This window comes from Bacillus sp. D48C (genome assembly GCF_053345735.1).
Map to the genome: position 1 here is coordinate 68,536 of NZ_JBKFAQ010000010.1, position 18,572 is coordinate 87,107.

Below are 18,572 nucleotides of genomic sequence, written 5' to 3' on the forward strand. Positions count from 1 at the left end.
ATATGTTAATACATACGTATCTCTCTACTCTTTTTGATTGGCTACTAGAAACTACCATTATGGCTAGTATATTGGTAGGTTTTATCTTATGTGTCAAAGTTCTACTAAGGAATCAATTAACAGCAAGATGGCATTATGCATTGTGGTTAATTCTGATTGTAAGACTACTTTTACCTTGGTCACCAGATAGTTCTTATAGCCTATACTCCATGCTTTCACATGGATATGTAACTTCTACTTCTCTATTTCAGAAGGAAGCAAATGTTTCTGTTTTAAAAGTGATGAATGAACCTGCGAAGTATACTGTTAATTCAAGTGATTACAATAAATCACCAGTTAAATCGGATTCCAAACACATATCAATGTATGAAATATGTTTATATGTATGGATGCTAGGTGTTTTTTGTTTAGGGACTTTAACACTAATTGCAAATAGACGTTTATATTTATACATACAAAAGCAACCAATTATAACAGATGAAAGAATTTTAAATATTTTCGAAGGTTGTAAAGAAACGATGTCTATAAAAGAGAATATTCCTTTGCAATTAGCCGGAAAGATTGCTAGTCCGACACTCCTTGGATTTAGAAAACCTAGAATATTATTATGTGAGCAGCATATACAACGATTAAATGATAATCAGCTACGGTTTATTTTCTATCATGAATTAGCTCATTTTAAACGTAGAGATGTTGGGGTTAATTGGCTTATGCATCATTTGCTTATACTAAATTGGTTTAATCCAATCCTTTGGTATGCCTATTATTCAATGCGCGAAGATCAAGAAATTGCATGTGATGCATTGGCTCTTACCTTTATTGATTTGGAAGAAAGAATCGAATACGGGCATACAATTATTACATTATTAGAACACTATTCAAATTATTATCAAATGCCTAGTTTAGCAAATCTAAGTAAAAATAAAAAAGTATTAAAAAGGAGAATTCTTATGATAAAAAAATTCAATAAAAAATCGTATCGTTGGTCAGCTTTAGGATTGACAGCTGTATTAGGTATATCTGCTTTTTCTTTAATGAATGCAAGTGCTGAGGAGCTTAAGAGTGAATCACAGGTCACAAAAAATAAAATTGAACAAGCCGCTAAACCAGAAGAAATGAATAATCTTGAAAAAAGTAAGGCGGAAGAGGTCACAAACCAATTAGAAATGGACAAGCTTGAAAAGAGTAAGGCAGAAGAAGCCGCAAAACAATCAGAAATGGACAAGCTTGAGCAAAGTAAAAAGAACACAGATATTTCAGAAGCAGCAGTACTTAAACTTACCGAGAAACAAAAGCAATATCTTAAATCTAACGGTCTTCCATTGAAGCAAACTTCTAAAGAATCTGAAGTTACGGGACGTATGTTAGTTTCTCTAGTGAAACCTATTGATAATGGAGATGGAACGGGATTTCAGCCAGACCATGTTGGAGAAGTTGATATAATTCAAGCAGATGAATATCAAAACAAATATGGTAAAGAAGATTATGTAGCATTTGCTGCATGGGAATAAGTCTATTTATATTACCAACAACCTAAGATGAATTTATGCTTATAATTAATAGAAAGCGTCATTCTTTTTATAGAAATCTATAGGAAGGATGGCGTTTTTATTTAAAAATGAGTTTCATTTGTTTGCTAAAAAATGTCGGTGAGATATATTTATTCATTAAGAATTATTTGGCAAGCGTATCAAAATATTAATTCTGTAGGCAAAAGTTCATAGAACACCAAAACTTGGCTTGAGGGCGTAGTAAGGCAGGTTCTATTTTCATTTGTTAGATACCCCATAGAAATTTATACTAAAAGGATGTTTTCTGTACCTTATTATGTTTGTTGATAATTGGAAGTGAAATATTGTCATACATGCTTTTACAGTTATAATCCGTGGTGATGGGCTTAGCCTTTAATTGTGTTGTAAGCAGTTATTAAACCTTAATCAACTATTATTTTCAATTGAATACTAAGTAATAAAATATTATGGAAATTGGTTAAAGAGTGGATTTTAAATACCTTTTCTATTGTTGCTTTTTGTTTTTTTGATGAAAAGAAGTGAGCTTGATATAATCAATAAAATTAACCGAGTGTGCTTGTAAATAAGAATAGCATGATAGCAATTGATAAAAACAGGTATATTATATAAATTGTCAGCAACATATATCATCCCTTTCTATTGATATATGTAGCATACAAACATAATCTGTAGTATGTATGGAGTTTATGAGTAGTTATTGAAATTATTATTATAATAGTCTTTTAGTTGTGAGAAAGAATAGGAGGATCTACTTTATACAAAGAAAACAGAAGTCTTAAACTAGACGTCTGTTTTCCAAAGTACAATGAATTACTGAAATTAGTAAGATCTACATGATTCTTAATTTTAATTAACATAGGTTTTTATTTGTTAAGAAATTATGTGGCAAAATTATATGCATTCCATATCTGAGATCAAAAGACTTTTGGGGAGAGTCTCACTCGTATTACTGCATTAAAGTTAGAAATAGACATGTTACATATAATATCATTTTAGAAAAATTTGAGAATAATACTTCTCTGTAAGCCTAAATAATACCTACAAGCTTATTTCTCATTAAAGCTTAAACTAACTGCAGTAGCAATAGATTGTCCTGCATGTTCCCAACTTCCATCGATAACTTTTCCAAGCTGTTGACCGAGTGAATTTAAATCATTTGGATTAACAGGAATTCCGTTATATGCAGCAAGAATTGATAAAAGTGGAGCTACAATTGGTGTCCAGCCGCCTCTATCAATATGAAATTCGAATCCCGTTACCTCACCATCTTTTTTTGTGAATTTATAGTAAAGTTGATCATCTGGACGGAAGCTTAAATGATGAGAGATTTGTCCGTATACATCTTTACCAGCTGCACCTCGATCCACAACTTCAATTTCTTTTACATTAAATTCATGCTCAAATACTTTTATTTTTTTTACTTCGGGACCATTTAATGCAGCTTGAACAGCCGTTTCTAGATTATTTTGTGCAAACGGTTGAATACTAACTTGTGATTCCTGTTGTTGGATAGGAGCAACTGTCTCAGCAGCAAATACTGATGTCGTAGGTAATGCACCTGTAGCTAATGTTGCAGCCAGAGCAGTTGCTGTAATGATTTTCTTTTTCATAATTTTACTTCCTCCTTTTTAATGTATGATAATAAACTATAAATTACTGACAGATAAATTATTTCTATACATATATAGAAAAACATTATTGTGGGTAATGGAAGTTAGACTGACAGATAATTTATATGATAATAGTATCAATATGCATTTGATTTCTCAATTTTCAGTCAATGTATTCAATACTAACCAATTTTAAGTAAGTTTTAGAAGGTAAAACTCTAATAGCAATCTAAAAACATGGCAATATTAGAGTGAAAATGAAATGATAATCATAAAATATTCTATTAAAATCAAAAAAATATAAAAAATTTCACATATATTTTTAGTTTTAGTTTATTTAATTATATTTAAATATATATAATTATAAATGTTTGTGTAAATTAAAAATGAAGAATATTAAAGTAATCGTTAAAATTAACGAAATGTTCAAGGTTTCAATCTCAAAATATGAATATTAGTTATATAATCATTTTAAAGGGATAATTCACCCTTCCTCTAATGTTGTTGTTTACAAGTTTATAGTTCCAATGTGTTGAAGTTACGATAAAAAGAACTTGTAATTATATATTACGAGTTCTTTTTGTTTGGATTTTTTTGTGAAAGATATCTTAACTAGTTATGTTTTTCATATTTTATCAAGGGGACGGTAGAATTCTATCGGAAGTATATGTACATTATCGTAAAATAAATAGTAATTTGTATATAAACTAAGTGATTCTTAATCTTATTCTGATAACAAAAGGAAAGACCAACTAAAAATATAGTTGGTCTTTCCTTTAAGTTGGTGTAAAAACAAATAAATAAAAGATAGGTGAGAATTAATGCTGCTATGCAGTATTGATTCTGAATTAACTATAACACACTTCCTAAAAAGTAGTTGTGTCAGTTGATTGAACATTCATCCTTCTTTTTTATCAAATAAATATCTAAAATACATCAAGTAATTGACAAGGGATGTATTTTAATCGATAAATAAATCAATACTATAGATTTTGGAAGTAAATACTTTTTTATTCTTGTACAATATGTTTGCATTTAGAATTAGTTATAATACCACTTTTTAATAACCAATTTACTCATTAAGAACAAGGTATTAATGTGTATGGACAATAATTAACAAAATAAAAATCTAAATTTTCATTTTGTTAATCAATTCGACTCCTCGTAGATTGATTTTACGAGGAACAAACTATTTTAAAATTAATCGTATGAAAATGAAAGAAGTAATCAAATGAAGCAATAAGGCTTCTAACCGTAAGGACTGCGGGGGCAGCCTAATCAACTAGAGTTCGATTGAACTCTTTACTTAGGAATTCCTCACTTCTAAACGAAGTAAAAGTGGGGGTAGTTCAAGAGAATATGTAAAGAAGAGGTAAGAAGGTTCATGGCGAAACAAGTTAACGGGATTGTTAAGAAATCTGTGTAAGTTTTTGAAACGAATATTTAGAATAGCAAATATTAAAGCAAGATTGCTTCTGCCTTTTTTTATCTTCTTTTGAATTTCGATTTGTGTGATAATTAAATCGAAAGGTCGTGTAAGAATGAAGATAGCGGTGATACAAGCAAGTACCCAAATTAGCAAAAATGAACTGATTTTTGAAGAGACAAAAAGGGCTGTGGCGAGGCATGGATATGAAGTGCTCAATTTTGGTGTTACATTTAAAGAATCCGAGTTAAGCTATATCCAAGTGTCCTTAGCTGTTGGTCTACTTCTAAATTCAGGTGCAGTTGATTTTGTGATCACTGGATGTAGTAGCGGTGTTGGTATGTCGATTGCCTGTAATACACTTCCGAATGTCATTAGCGGTTATCTGCCAACTCCAACAGATGCGTTCCTATTCGGTAGGATAAATAATGGAAACTGTGCATCACTGCCACTTGGATTGAATTTCGGTTGGGCGGGCGAATTAAATCTTCGCTTCACGCTTGAAAAACTATTTGAAGAACCGTTCAATACTGGGTATCCTGAAGAATCCGCCGAACGAAAGAAACGTGATGCAGAACTTTTTAAAGTAATCAAGAGTTTTTCACATCATAGTATTGTTGAGATTCTAAGTCAGCTAGATGGAGCGGTTATTAATCCTGTTCTTCAAAAGCAAGATTTAGTGGAATTCCTCTTGCGAAATGGCAATAACACAGATATATCAAATTATCTTATCGAACAAATGAAGCATTTAAATTACGGTAGGTAAATACTATTTTTTTTAATACGTTTGGTGAATTTATAGTTAACCATAAGTTGATTCAACACCATTAACCAATTACACCGCCATTCCATTTGTTTTGGGAATTTTTTACATGTAAATACAGAACCTTGAGTAAGGCGTTTTCGTTCAGGAAAGCGCCTTTTTCGTTACCTTATGGAGACTTGATATTGCACTTTAAAGTTAGCTTTATTTTTATTTCAACGGTGATATTCAGATCTGTTCAGAGCTTATTTACTATACCTGTGATAAGAAATATGCATATAGATAATAGCATCATACCTATTTTAATTAGTAGTGCATATATAGTTTGCTGTTTAGCAATTAAAGTTTTTACGTAAATATGTTGTGTCTAATAATATCAAAATTTATTTATATATCCACTGAATGAGCTTTTTATATATTTATTTGGATATAAATCATTAATCATTGCATATGGGCTCCCATTCCAGTATCTTACTACAGGTGTCCATAATCTATGATTTTTAAGCCATTGCATTGTGTATTGCTGTAATAATTGATTATCTGTCAGCTTCTCTTTTTCTTCAATTGTCCACTGTAAGGCATCTAGCGCTTTTTCTCTCGTCCAAAAACCATTTGGTGTCATTTTAAATTCCCATTCTTTAAATTGACCTGGATATAAATCATTAATCATTGCATATGGACTATCATTCCAATATAGTTGACAGGCTCCGCTCAATCCTGATTGAACTAACCATTTATTATCGTATATATTCTTCAATTGATCCACATTTAATTTTTCTTTTTTTTCAATTGTCCATTTTAGTGCTTGTAATGTTTTATCTTTCGTCCAAAACTTATTAGGGGCCTTATTAAATTCCCATTCTTTAAATCGATTTGGATATAAATCATTAATCATCGCATACGGGCTTCCATTCCAAATCACCCTTAAAGGTGCACTTAGTCGATGTTTAATTAACCATTTTTGTCCATAAATTTGCAAGAGTTTTTGTGGTGGTAATTTTTCCTCTTCTTCAATTAACCATTTTAATAATTGTAAGGCCTTTTCTTTTGTCCAAAAATTTAATGGTGTCATTCTAAATTCCCATTCTTTAAATTGATTCGGATATAAATCATTAATCATTGCATATGGACTATTATCATATTTGTGCTTCAATACCCCTCGTAATCGATACTTTGCAATCAATTTGTTATTCCAATTCTGTTTTATCTCTTCTTCATTCCAATTCAAAATTTTTGTTACTAAATACTTTGTTACTCTTCTGGCCAATTGATTATTTCTATCTAATTTCCAAGTGTTTGGTGGAAATCTATTTCTTTTTCCATCTAATATCTCCTGATAGATGTCCTCTATAGTATTAGTGTTCATCTGCATCTTAAAACCTTCTTTTAGTTTTATATATAGTTAAATAGATTTTAATGTTAGGACTTTCGTCCGAACTATTAAAAATGTAAACTCTATCTTAACTTAGAAAATATGATGCTTAATCAAATTATAGTAATGTAAAATAAGAATTACCTATAGAAAAATATAGTCTAGGGCAAATGAAATAATAGATTTGTAAAATATAATTTTCAATTCATAAAAGACATCAATCTGAGAAGAAAGATTGATGTCTTTTATTTAATAGTTTTACGGTTTATTTAATTACTTTCCATAAAGCTAATGAGAAAATCCAATTTGGATCACCGTATCCTTGATAACTTTGAACTGCTTCATAAATTTTACCTTGATGTTCTACTCTATCTCCTTTTTTATATGCAGCATACGAATCCCATGCCTTATACTCAGAAGAGGGGGTATCTTTTGTTGTGATTTTGATTTCATTACTCGCAACTGAAACTTTTCCTTGAGTATCTATAGCTTTTACCATATATCTATATTCTGTACTAGCCAGTAAATTTTCATCTGTATAGTAAGTTGAAGGACTTGTAGCTATTTTCGTACCGTTACGATAAATCTCATATTCTTTTATACCAACATTACTTATGGATTCTTCCCATATTAAATGAACACTGTTTGTAGTAGTTTCTGATGCTTGTAATCCTGTTGGAGCTGTTGGAGCTATTTGTTCTGGATTCTCTTCTTTTGTTGTAATTGAAACTTCATTGCTACTTTTTGACTTATTTCCCGCTGCATCTGTAGCCTTAATTGTATAATTATATTTTGTATTGGCTTGTAATCCCGCATCTTCATAACGTGTTGTTTTTGTTGTTCCTACTTTTTTTCCATCACGATAAACTTCATATTCTTTCACACCAATATTATCTGTGGAAGCCTCCCACTGTAGCTCAACAGTTGTTGTTGTTTTACTAACAGAGCGTAGGTTAGAAGGAGCTGTTGGAGCGATTACGTCAATTTCAGTACTACTATTAAAAGCAGAAAATAGTTTAGAAAAGGCACCGTCGTCTACATCGGGTAATCCAGAAGCATCTCCAGTTGCCTGACCGATTTGCCAACTTTCAGTAGCTTTTTTATCACGATACACGGACCACATACTAATTTCCCCAATACCTTTTTCTTTGGCAAATTGGAACAATTCTTTTGCATTATTTAATGTGAAAGTTTCATTTTGAGTATCGTTTTTTCCGATCATAGGTGTAACAGCAATCATTTTCCAAATGTCAGAATCTTTAATAGTACCTTTATATAAATTAGTTAACTGTCCATGCAAGCTATTAATAGCATCTATTGCAGCTTGTCCCATTTGTTGGTTTTGTTGTCCGTAATCCATAGTCATAATATTAACAGAATTTAAATCTACATCATGTTTTATAGCGCTTTGAATCACATTTATCCCATCATTAGTTAGGCCATAAGGCATTACTGGTAAGGTATAACCAATTTTTACATCTTTACCTTCAGCTTTTAATTCCTTTTGTAATAACGCAATTGCTTTTGATCTTCTTTCGATAGATTCTGGGTGAGCGACTAAGACTCCTTCAATATCAAAATCCATGTGTGTTAAATGTAATGTGTTAATTACACTTTTATAAGCATCTTTTAATTTATTTACATCTGTAATAGCTGCGGCAAGATCTGCACCTAATCCAGGGATATTACCAGCATTTGCTCCACCAAAAGATACTTTAACATCTCCACCTATTTTTCTAATTTGTTTAATTTGATCATCTAAGTTACCATCTCCAATAGGGTTATGACTTCCTCCCCATACTGGATTTCCATTTTTATCAGCCACTATAAAGGAAAGCGTGAAGAAACTAGTATTTGTTTCTTGGGCATATTTTAATAGATTTTGAGGATTCATGCCGTTATCTACATATGGTGCAAAAACATGAGTTGGCCAAGTGATTCCTTCACCAAATAAATCATTAGGATCGCTATTGTCAGGTATATATTCTGAACCAGTATATAATTCCCAACCGCTAAATTGTTGGGTAGGTAGTGTACCTGCATTTACCCAATATACAGAATGATAAATCTTACCTTCATATGTAACGTAAGATTCACCTGGATAATCTTTATTTTTATTCCAAAATGGCGCTACTTGTTGTTGAGATTTCGCTATATTTTCTTGAGCGTAGGCAAACGTATGGCTAATGGCTTGGGATGTAGGAATGATCATAGTTAATGCAACAGCTGTTTTTGCTAGAGTACAAAATGGATGTTTCTTTCTAATCATAATAATATCTCCTCACTTATAATTTATAATTTAAAAAAGAAATTATATTTGGCATTATTAAAATTCTTTTAATATATATTTTGAAGAATTATTGCCGTAACTCCCGATACTGATACTTTTATACGTGATGATTACCCTCATTTAGTAGGATAACAACTTACAAAAAATGAAACAAATTAGAGGGAAATATAATTATATTGATTCCAAAATAGTATATTTCTTCTCATAAACTACAGGAAATCGAATTAAAATCTTATAAATATATACCATTTTTATAAGATGGGAATTAATAGTGAGCTAGAAGTAATATAAATGTACACAAAAGTGTCGATTCTAATAATCTAGTTTGGTTAAAAATTTTTATCTTAAGTAGAAGACTAACTACTATTTTGACTGAATCTAAACAATTTGTTGCATTTTTTAGTAATAAAATGAGATTATTCTTTTTAGGTTTTCTAAAATTGTCTTACTTTAGTTGAGTAGGTAAACTGGAAACACCATAAATTAAGTCCTTTACTTCTCCTGCATTTTTTATCATTTTAGCCAAGAAGACTCCTTCCTCAAGGAGCGTGAAGGGTCACAGTCCAGTGAGTAGGTGGGAGATGAACTGGCTTCGAACAAGGGATGGCAGGAAGCCATCTTAATTGTTCAACTTACAGAAAGTTTTACTCCACTACCTATCGAATGTACGTTTGGTATATAATAGTCATATACCGAAATGGAGGTGAATCAAATGATAATTAATAAAGCTTATAAGTTTCGTATCTATCCAAATCAAGCACAAGCAATTCTAATTAACAAAACGATAGGTTGTTCTCGCTTTGTATTCAATCATTTCCTATCCCTATGGGATCACGCATACAAAGAGACTGGAAAAGGTTTAACATATGGTACATGCTCTGCCAAACTTCCTGCCATGAAGAAAGAGTTCGTTTGGCTCAAAGAAGTGGATAGTATTGCGATTCAGTCGTCTGTTCGCAACCTTGCGGATGCATATACACGATTTTTCAAAAAACAAAATAGTGCCCCGCGTTTCAAATCCAAGAAGAATAACGTACAATCTTATACCACAAAACAAACAAATGAAAATATTGCCGTTGTAGGGAACAAAATAAAGTTGCCCAAACTAGGCCTTGTTCGATTTGCCAAAAGTCGTGAAGTAGAGGGACGTATTGTAAATGCGACTGTTAGACGAAACCCTTCTGGTAGATATTTTGTGTCACTATTAGTTGAAACAGAAGTACAAGAACTTCCGAAAACACATTCTTACATTGGGATAGATGTAGGACTAAAAGATTTCGCCATTTTGTCAGATGGAACACCCTATGAAAATCCGAAGTTTTTCCGATCATTAGAAGATAAGTTGGCGAAAGCACAGCGTGTTCTTTCTAGAAGAATGAAAGGATCTTCTCGCTGGAATAAACAACGAGTAAAAGTAGCTAGAATTCATGAATACATATCAAATGCTAGAAAAGATTACTTAGACAAAATCTCAACTGAAATCATCAAAAGCCACGATGTTATCGGTATAGAGGATTTGCAAGTATCGAATATGTTAAAGAATCATAAGTTAGCAAAAGCAATTAGTGAAGTATCTTGGTCGCAATTTCGATCCATGTTAGAATACAAAGCAAAATGGTATGGCAAACAAGTCATTGTCGTATCGAAAACATTTCCTTCCAGCCAATTATGTTCTTGTTGTGGATATCAAAATAAAGACGTTAAAAATTTAAACCTACGTGAATGGGACTGTCCTTCTTGTCGTACACACCATGATAGGGATATTAACGCAAGTATCAATCTAAAGAATGAAGCGATAAGGCTTCTAACCGCAAGGACTGCGGGGTTAGCCTAATCAATTAGAGTTCGATAGAACTCTTTACTTAGGAATCCCTCACTTCTAAACGAAGTGAAAGTGGGGGTAGTTCAATATCAAAAGTATAGGATTAGAAAAAACCTCATAAAGAGGTTTTTTTAATTTCTATATTTATCTTTGGTGTGAAAATTCAGTTGCAAAATTAATTTTGACATAATGCTATGATTCATTTAAATATTTCGTGCTCTTATATGTTGGATGAAGTCTTCAGATTATTTCATGATATATACAATTTTAATGCTTATTTAGTTTTTAATATATAGTATTGTAATTTTGCTAAATTCTTAAAAGGACACATACAAAATTAAATAATATGTAATATACACTTAATTAATTTTTGGGATTGTAATTTTGAACTAATTTTTTTAATTTATACTCAGTAGCATAAGCATCAGCAGCAATAATTGCATCAAAAACCATTTCTGGTGAAATTTCAAATGGCATATTATGTATAGTTTCACCATCTTGACAGGCAGCTTCAGCCACTTTCATCAATTCTTCTTTACTTGCATCACCTAGGTTCAGATCTTCAAGTGTAGTAGGTAAGCCAAGCTTGATACAGAAATCAATGTAGTTATATAGTTCTTCAGTTGTCCAAGATTCCAATGCCATTTGTACTAATGTGCCAAATGCAACCTTTTCTCCATGCATCAAATCATGAGTCTTATCATGTAAAACAGTAAAACCATTATGGATGGCATGAGCTGCAGCTAACCCCACACTTTCAAATCCAAGGCCACTAAGCAAGGTGTTTGCCTCTATTACGGCTTCAACTGCTGGAGTAACAGTTTTTTGTTTAACTGCTAAAAGAGCAGCTTCTCCATATTGAAATAAGGTATCCCAACAGAGTTCTGCAATCTTAGCAGCTGCTAGGGTAGAGAGTCCTCCAGCCATAGCGGGTTTTCGGGATTCTAAATTTGCTCTAGCTTCAATCCATGTAGCCATTCCGTCTCCAATCCCAGCAGCTAAAAATCTGGATGGAGCTTGTGCAATGACTTGGGAATCTACTAAAATAATATCCGGATTTTTTAAATAAAATTTGTATTTCTCAAATACTCCATCATCAGAGTAAATAACAGAAAGAGAACTGGTTGGTGCATCTGTTGAGGCAATAGTGGGAACGCTTACAACTTTGGCCGAAAGAATTTCTCCTACCGCTTTTGCTGTGTCTACTGATTTACCACCACCAATACCAATGATTACATCAGCACCAAATTCTTTTCCTATTTTCTCAATTCTTGCAATTTCATTTTCAGAACTTTCACCATTAAAACCGACTTTTTCAAAGCTTAGATTTTGTTTATGAAAGCTTTCCATAACTTTTTCACCAACAAGATGCCAAACACATTCATCTACAATAACTAATAAATTGGTTCCTAGAGGTTTTACATACTCTCCAATTTTTTTAATTACATTTCTTCCCTGAATATATTTTTGCGGGCTAATTAGGATACGTTCCATGATGATCACTCCTTGATATTTTTATAAGTAAGCTGAAAATCTAGCCTTGAATCTAATGTTATCAAAATTCTGAGTGCAGAATTATGAATATTTTATGTATATTTTTCGTCTGTTATATGACGGATTAAAAGATAGTGTTATGATTATCAAAAATCAAATACTATTTTTTAAGAAAGATGAAATGGGAAAATTAGTATTAATAACCTATATTATCAGGTTTTGTATAAATAATCTTATTATATAATAGTTGGGGTTTTAATAATAAAAATGAAAATACATAAAATTCACTGGTTGAGTTATATGTATTTTTATGCATTTATTATTATGAAGTGGGTTCTTATGATACAAAGGATTGTAAGTAATATTCATACTACAAATGGCCTACATGCTCGAGCCATAGCTACACTTATAGCAAAATTGAGCGGAATACTTTTAACGATGAATCTATTCATGAAACACAATCATTATTAGACCAATTGACTCTTGAAAAGAAAAGAATAAAGTATTTAGAATGTGAATTGTCGAAATATAAAAAACTAAACAACTCTTTTCCAGACATTATTATTTATAGTGACACTTTAATGAAGACGCTCTTTGTTGCGAATGAAGTGGCAGAATTAGATTCTACGATTCTTATTACTGGAGAGAGTGAAACAGGAAAAGAATTTATAGGTAAAGGTATCCATAAAGCTGTTTTCAGAAAGGATAAGTCGTTTATTCTAGTAAATTGTGCGGCTATCCCCCTAATTTAATTGAAAGTGAGCTATTTGAGCATGAAAAAGGAGTATTCACTGGAGCACTTCACATGAGGAAAGGGAAATTTGAGCAAGCAAACATTGGAACAATCTTTTTAGATGAAATTGGAGGCTTAAAGCTAAATGTCCAAGTGAAATCATTATAGGTTTTTATAATAAAAGGGAATTGTAGGAGGGAATAAAATTATATAATTAAATGTTAGGGTACTAGCGGCGACTAATGGAAAGGAATAGATGCCATGAAAAAATTTATTAATAATCCAGAAAAAGTAGTTAGGGATATGATTGACGGAATGTTGTTTGCACATTCTGATAAACTACAAAATATGGGTGAAACAAATATAATTCTTCGAGCTAATAGTCCATTTCCAGGAAAAGTGGCAATTGTCAGCGGAGGCGGGAGTGGTCATGAACCAGCGCATATAGGATTTGTTGGTAAAGGAATGCTTGATGCTGCTGTAATGGGCGAAATTTTTACTTCTCCTACACCAGACCAGATTTTGAAAGCGATTCAAAAGGTGGATGCTGGAAGTGGGGTTTTATTAATTGTAAAAAACTACTCAGGAGACATAATGAATTTTGAAATGGCTGCTGAAATGGCTGAAGCACAGGGAATCCCAATTGCTACAGTCATTGTTAATGATGATATTGCTATTGACAATAGTTCACACACTATGAGAAGAAGAGGAATTTCTGGAACAATATTTGTACATAAAATAGCTGGAGCAATGGCTGAGAAAGGGGCATCGCTTAAAGAAGTTGAAGATGTTGCAAATAAAGTAATTGCTAATATAGGTAGTATGGGCATGGCATTAAAAACGTGTACTATACCTGGAGCTGGTACAGTTGGTTATAAAATTGGTGAAAATGAAGTAGAGGTTGGTATAGGTATCCACGGTGAACCTGGAACTCATCGTATTAGTATGATAGCAGCTAATAAAATGGCTGAACTCCTTTTAGAGCATATTTTAAGTGATATGCAATTGAAGATTGGTGACAAAGTTGCAGTAATGGTAAACGGCTTAGGGGGAACGCCGTTAATGGAATTATATGTTTTAAATAAAATGATTAACACAATATTAAACAAAATTGGTATCGATATCTGTAAAACATATGTTGGAGAATACATGACAGCAATTGATATGGCCGGTTTTTCTATTACTTTATTAAAACTAGATGAACAATTAACTGCTTTGCTTAATGATCCAGCAAATACGACTAACTGGCGTGTACAATAGGAGGGCCAACATGTATATTACACCAAGACATATCATCAATTGGATGCAACTTACTGCAAAACAACTTGAGTATCAAAAAAAAAATCTAACGCAACTTGATCAATTCATAGGTGATGGAGATCATGGTATTAATATGAATAGAGGGTTTAAAGAGGTTGAAAAAAAGATATCATATACAGCTTATGATGATATTGGAAATGTATTTCAGGATATTGGAATGATACTTATTTCAAAGGTTGGAGGTGCATCAGGGCCTTTATATGGAACAGCCTTTTTGAGGGCTGGCAGTGTTTTGAAAGGGAAAAATAAAATTACAATCAATGAATTGGGGCTTGCTTTTCAAGAATCTGTAAATGGCATCTGTCTAAGAGGAAAAACTCAGATAGGAGATAAAACAATGCTTGATGTTTGGGATCCTGTTTTGAAATATATCCAAAGAAATGGAGAAAAAATAAAACCTATTGGTCTTATTATTTTTGCAAGAGAACAAATGGAAAAAACTAAGCCATTATTAGCTAAAAAAGGACGTGCTTCTTTTCTAGGAGAAAGGTCTATTGGTCATTTAGATCCAGGAGCAGTCTCATCTTTTATTATCTTTGAAACTCTATGTTTATCTCTTATAGGTGAAAAAGATATTGTTAATGAACTTAGGGAGCAATTGTGATGAGTAATGCAGGAATTGCTTTAGTTTCTCATGTTTATCTACTAGTTAAGAGATTTAAAAGCTTTACTCGCCGGATTAAGTTCCAGTGTTTTTAAAGTTTCTGCAGGAGTAGTAGATAACGATAAGTAGGTAGAAGCGTCAGATAAATTCAAGAGGTTATTTATAATAAACGAGTTGTAATTGTATTCCTAAATTTGGGAGGCGCTCTAATTAAGAGTGATTAAATCAAAATAGCAGATTCACTATTAATAGAGGGTCCTACGTAGCAGTTGTTGAATTAGGGATTGGCAAAACTTGAGAAGAAATATTTAAGATTTAAGGCTGTATTTGAAGCGAAAACCATTATAAAAATATAAAAGGAGCTAATCTTATGAGAATCGAAAGAAAATTGATTGTAACTCGTAAGGATGGAATTTATGCAAAATCAGCAAGTGAAATTGTAGATGGCTTAAGGGATTATGAGTGTTCGGTTAAGTTTATATTTAAAGATAAAAAAGTTAATGCAAAAAGCACTCTTCAATTAATCGGCTTAGCAGTAAAAAGAGGAGCGGAAATACATGTAATTCTTGATGGGGAAGATGCTGATGATGCCCTTGTGTTTATACAATGGTTTTTGAAATAAAAAAAGGGGGGGCATAAATATGTCTCCATTTATGGGGGAATTAATTGGAACCTTAGTTCTTATTTTATTAGGAAACGGCGTTGTAGCAGGTACTTTACTAAAAAAATCCAAAGCACAAAATTCCGGATGGATTGCAATTACTCTTGGCTGGGGATTAGCAGTTACATTTGCTATATATATAGTAGATAACATAAGTGGAGCACATTTGAATCCTGCAGTTACAATTGCTTTTGCTTGTATAGGGGTATTTCCTTGGAGTGAAGTTCCTGCCTATATTGGTGCACAGTTAAGTGGAGCTTTTTTAGGTTCAATATTTGTCTGGCTCCAGTATTTTCCGCATTGGAAAGAAACTAAAAATCAAGAAATTATATTGTCTGCGTTTTCTACAAGCCCTGCAATAAAAAGCTGGCCGTCCAATTTGTTAAGTGAAATTATTGGCACTGCGATATTTGTATTTTCAATTTTAGCTATTGGTCATAATAAAGTTACAGATGGACTACTTCCAATAATAATTGGAGCATTAATAGTATCTATAGGTTTATCTCTTGGCGGAACAACTGGATTTGCTTTAAATCCAGCTCGAGATTTTGGGCCAAGACTAGCACATCAAATCTTACCAATATGTAATAAAGGCTCTTCGGATTGGGGATACGCGTGGATTCCCTTAATTGGTAGTACCATAGGAGGAATCATAGGAGCTATATGTTTTCAATTGATTTATTAAGCACTTAATATATTAAAATTCAATTAGAAATTAATTATTTAACCAAATTTATTATTAATCATACAATGCAAAGGGGTATTTAAATAAAAAAAATACTATATAATAATTTTTCTACTCTATTTGATGAACAAGAAAAAAAACATCACTTTTAGTTTCAATAATTGATGATCCATACAGTAATAAACAAATCGCTGTCATTAAAACCAATGGTGGGTTGGTGGAAATATTAAGGAGGTAAGTAAAGGTATCTCTATTCATAATTATTCAGTGGATTGAAAAAATCATAGGCTAATTGAAAATTAGTTTATATGTTTACAACAATAAGAATGTACTTAAAATAATAGGATGAGTAATTGTATAGAAACCTTTAAAACATTCAATAAGATGTCACAGGATTATTTAATAAATATGCTATAATTTATATTGTAGTTCATTCTATTCCGCATAGCCTAAACTACAAACAATCTAATCACCACTAAGTAATTTCAATTTGTTTAGTTTAATTAACGTGCATAAAAAAACCAACTTAATTTAGTTGGTTTTTTTATTATTATACAAAACGACTTAATAAATGTAACTTATTAATTAATAGGTAAAGAAGAATATGGACATATATGATTAAAAACTACTTATTTTTATAGGCGTTTCCAAGCTATACAATAAAAAACTAAAAGTCATTTAAGAGTCTAATTCGCCTGTTTAACCCCCTTCGGTAAAACGAGAGAAATTTTGATTAAGATGAAAAAATAGTCTTTAATATTATGTGTTGTTTACAATAATACCAGGGGAAACGCCACTCATCCATCAACTTAAGAAAAATATATATTGTGGGCAGGCATATAGTGTCAGCAATCACATAATAAGTCACTTATTTATATTGAGATATAGAAATTTTATGCATAACGGTCATGTAAAGGGAAAAGCTAACTTATATTCTTTTAAAGTTGGTGACCTTGAGATGCAATCTAATCTGTATCATAGAAGTCTTACTCTGATAGAACTAGCAACTTTAGTTATATGTAATATTTGTGGAATTGGTTTACTTTCTTTACCCCATTCTATTGCAAGTGGCACCTTGTTTGCGGATGGATGGGTTATATTGTTTGGTTCAGGTTTTATAGTTGTTATTCTAGGCTGGATTTCTACAAAATTAGCTGCCTATTTTCCGAAAATGTCATTTTATGAATACACAAGTACATTAGTTTCAAGACCTGTGGCATTTCTTTTTTCAATAATAGCGATATGCATCTACCTTTGTATTGCTGCCTATGAAATAAGAAGTATTTCTGTAATAGTAAATCTTTATTTAATGGAAAATACAGATGTTAAAATTATTGCTTTTTGTTTTGTGTTGGTTCTTTCGTATGGTTTATGTGGATCAAGAATGGCTTTAGTAAAATTTTGTATTTTAGGTTTATATGTTGTTATAGTAGCACTTATTATATCATTTGTATTGAATATAAATAATATTGATTTAACTCATCTATTTCCGATTTTAAAAACACCACCAATGGGCTATATCCGTGGCTTAAAAAATTCTGGTTTTGCTTTCTTAGGATTTGAAGTTGTTTTATACTATAGTTTCTTAGTCAGTAACCCTAAAAAAGCTCCAGTATATGTAGTAAGTGCGTTGTTATTAATAGTAATGTTATACACAATTACATATTTAATTTGTATATGTGTTTTTTCTCAATCTGTTGTTCAAGAGTTGGTGTACCCGGTTGTAGAATTAGGCAAAGAAGTAGAGATTGGGGAGTTTTTAGAAAGGTTTGATTCCTTTTTTTTTATGACTTGGATTATTACCATTTTCTCGACGACAATAATCTATTTAGATATGATAGTGATTGTGTTAACATCTGTATTTAAGAAGACAAAGAAACAAACTTTTGTGTTTTTTTTAATGCCCATTGTATATATGATTTCTATATTCCCAAATGGTCAAGAAGAGGTAAATTACTTTAGAAATATAGCTACAACAGCTAATTTCTTCTATATTCTGATTATCCCACCGATATTATTATTAATTACTTTTGTAAGGAAAAAGAAGGGCCAAAGGCGTATGAATTAAGAATAATGTTAAGCGAGCTAATATAAACATATATAATTCATTCATATGTGAATGTGTGAAGAATCGTCGTCCATCATTATGGCACGGCTTTTTTATTTTGCTCTTTTTCGCATACACAGAAAGTATGCTATATGGTGAGGCAATGTAATTTGAGGTGTACAGGGCATTCAGCCAAGATACGTGTATAAATGG

The 18,572-nt window shown here is 31.8% G+C and carries 12 protein-coding genes and 1 pseudogene; 9 read left to right on the plus strand and 4 right to left on the minus strand.

What is annotated here, in order from left to right; translation table 11 throughout:
* The first annotated feature begins 2 nt into the window (after positions 1-2).
* Entirely contained in the window at positions 3-1,511 is a 1,509-nt protein-coding gene (locus ACLBXA_RS21610) for a M56 family metallopeptidase (RefSeq protein ID WP_447617500.1), read from the plus strand.
* A 1,067-nt stretch (positions 1,512-2,578) separates the two neighbouring features.
* Here ACLBXA_RS21610 and ACLBXA_RS21615 read toward each other — a convergent pair.
* The gene (locus ACLBXA_RS21615) at positions 2,579-3,142 is read right to left on the minus strand and encodes a hypothetical protein (RefSeq protein ID WP_000726946.1); all 564 of its coding nucleotides are present in this window, start codon (positions 3,140-3,142) and stop codon (positions 2,579-2,581) included.
* Positions 3,143-4,683: 1,541 nt separating this feature from the next.
* Between ACLBXA_RS21615 and ACLBXA_RS21620 the strand changes: the two genes are divergently transcribed.
* Positions 4,684-5,334, plus strand: coding sequence for an RpiB/LacA/LacB family sugar-phosphate isomerase (locus tag ACLBXA_RS21620; RefSeq protein WP_000686198.1), 651 nt, complete (start codon positions 4,684-4,686; stop codon positions 5,332-5,334).
* Positions 5,335-5,707: 373 nt separating this feature from the next.
* On the opposite strand, the gene ACLBXA_RS21625 is transcribed toward ACLBXA_RS21620, so the two are convergent.
* Positions 5,708-6,703, minus strand: coding sequence for a DUF4046 domain-containing protein (locus ACLBXA_RS21625; protein WP_001178340.1), 996 nt, complete (start codon positions 6,701-6,703; stop codon positions 5,708-5,710).
* A gap of 265 nt (positions 6,704-6,968) precedes the next feature.
* Positions 6,969-8,972, minus strand: coding sequence for a fibronectin type III domain-containing protein (locus ACLBXA_RS21630; protein ID WP_447617449.1), 2,004 nt, complete (start codon positions 8,970-8,972; stop codon positions 6,969-6,971).
* Between the two features lie 733 nt (positions 8,973-9,705).
* On the opposite strand from ACLBXA_RS21630, the gene tnpB reads away from it, so the two are divergent.
* Positions 9,706-10,827, plus strand: coding sequence for an IS200/IS605 family element RNA-guided endonuclease TnpB (gene tnpB, locus ACLBXA_RS21635; protein WP_042969064.1), 1,122 nt, complete (start codon positions 9,706-9,708; stop codon positions 10,825-10,827).
* Between the two features lie 351 nt (positions 10,828-11,178).
* On the opposite strand, the gene ACLBXA_RS21640 is transcribed toward tnpB, so the two are convergent.
* Positions 11,179-12,309 carry a glycerol dehydrogenase gene (locus ACLBXA_RS21640; protein WP_086423714.1) on the minus strand — a complete coding sequence of 377 codons (1,131 nt, stop codon included), beginning with the start codon at positions 12,307-12,309 and terminating at the stop codon, positions 11,179-11,181.
* A 581-nt stretch (positions 12,310-12,890) separates the two neighbouring features.
* On the opposite strand from ACLBXA_RS21640, the pseudogene ACLBXA_RS21645 reads away from it, so the two are divergent.
* The 6 genes and pseudogenes from ACLBXA_RS21645 to ACLBXA_RS21670 all read left to right on the plus strand — a co-directional run bounded on the left by ACLBXA_RS21645 (position 12,891) and on the right by ACLBXA_RS21670 (position 18,380).
* Positions 12,891-13,210: pseudogene (locus tag ACLBXA_RS21645) on the plus strand (sigma 54-interacting transcriptional regulator).
* A gap of 93 nt (positions 13,211-13,303) precedes the next feature.
* Complete coding sequence (dhaK, locus tag ACLBXA_RS21650; RefSeq protein WP_277489904.1) at positions 13,304-14,302, plus strand: dihydroxyacetone kinase subunit DhaK; 999 nt, start codon at positions 13,304-13,306, stop codon at positions 14,300-14,302.
* A 10-nt stretch (positions 14,303-14,312) separates the two neighbouring features.
* A complete protein-coding gene (gene dhaL, locus ACLBXA_RS21655) occupies positions 14,313-14,966 on the plus strand; it encodes a dihydroxyacetone kinase subunit DhaL (protein WP_277489907.1) in 654 nt (217 codons plus the stop codon).
* Positions 14,967-15,336: 370 nt separating this feature from the next.
* The gene (locus ACLBXA_RS21660) at positions 15,337-15,588 is read left to right on the plus strand and encodes an HPr family phosphocarrier protein (RefSeq protein ID WP_277489909.1); all 252 of its coding nucleotides are present in this window, start codon (positions 15,337-15,339) and stop codon (positions 15,586-15,588) included.
* A 19-nt stretch (positions 15,589-15,607) separates the two neighbouring features.
* On the plus strand, positions 15,608-16,312 hold the full coding sequence (locus tag ACLBXA_RS21665) for an MIP/aquaporin family protein (RefSeq protein WP_081143460.1): 705 nt from the start codon (positions 15,608-15,610) through the stop codon (positions 16,310-16,312).
* A gap of 895 nt (positions 16,313-17,207) precedes the next feature.
* Positions 17,208-18,380 carry a GerAB/ArcD/ProY family transporter gene (locus ACLBXA_RS21670; RefSeq protein ID WP_277489911.1) on the plus strand — a complete coding sequence of 391 codons (1,173 nt, stop codon included), beginning with the start codon at positions 17,208-17,210 and terminating at the stop codon, positions 18,378-18,380.
* Positions 18,381-18,572: the final 192 nt, after the last annotated feature.

Coding starts and splice junctions, on each gene's coding strand:
- ACLBXA_RS21610 (WP_447617500.1), top strand. CDS start 3: ATGTTAATACATACGTATCTCTCTACTCTTTTTGATTGGCTACTAGAA.
- ACLBXA_RS21615 (WP_000726946.1), bottom strand. CDS start 3,142: ATGAAAAAGAAAATCATTACAGCAACTGCTCTGGCTGCAACATTAGCT.
- ACLBXA_RS21620 (WP_000686198.1), top strand. CDS start 4,684: ATGAAGATAGCGGTGATACAAGCAAGTACCCAAATTAGCAAAAATGAA.
- ACLBXA_RS21625 (WP_001178340.1), bottom strand. CDS start 6,703: ATGCAGATGAACACTAATACTATAGAGGACATCTATCAGGAGATATTA.
- ACLBXA_RS21630 (WP_447617449.1), bottom strand. CDS start 8,972: ATGATTAGAAAGAAACATCCATTTTGTACTCTAGCAAAAACAGCTGTT.
- tnpB (WP_042969064.1), top strand. CDS start 9,706: ATGATAATTAATAAAGCTTATAAGTTTCGTATCTATCCAAATCAAGCA.
- ACLBXA_RS21640 (WP_086423714.1), bottom strand. CDS start 12,309: ATGGAACGTATCCTAATTAGCCCGCAAAAATATATTCAGGGAAGAAAT.
- dhaK (WP_277489904.1), top strand. CDS start 13,304: ATGAAAAAATTTATTAATAATCCAGAAAAAGTAGTTAGGGATATGATT.
- dhaL (WP_277489907.1), top strand. CDS start 14,313: ATGTATATTACACCAAGACATATCATCAATTGGATGCAACTTACTGCA.
- ACLBXA_RS21660 (WP_277489909.1), top strand. CDS start 15,337: ATGAGAATCGAAAGAAAATTGATTGTAACTCGTAAGGATGGAATTTAT.
- ACLBXA_RS21665 (WP_081143460.1), top strand. CDS start 15,608: ATGTCTCCATTTATGGGGGAATTAATTGGAACCTTAGTTCTTATTTTA.
- ACLBXA_RS21670 (WP_277489911.1), top strand. CDS start 17,208: ATGCATAACGGTCATGTAAAGGGAAAAGCTAACTTATATTCTTTTAAA.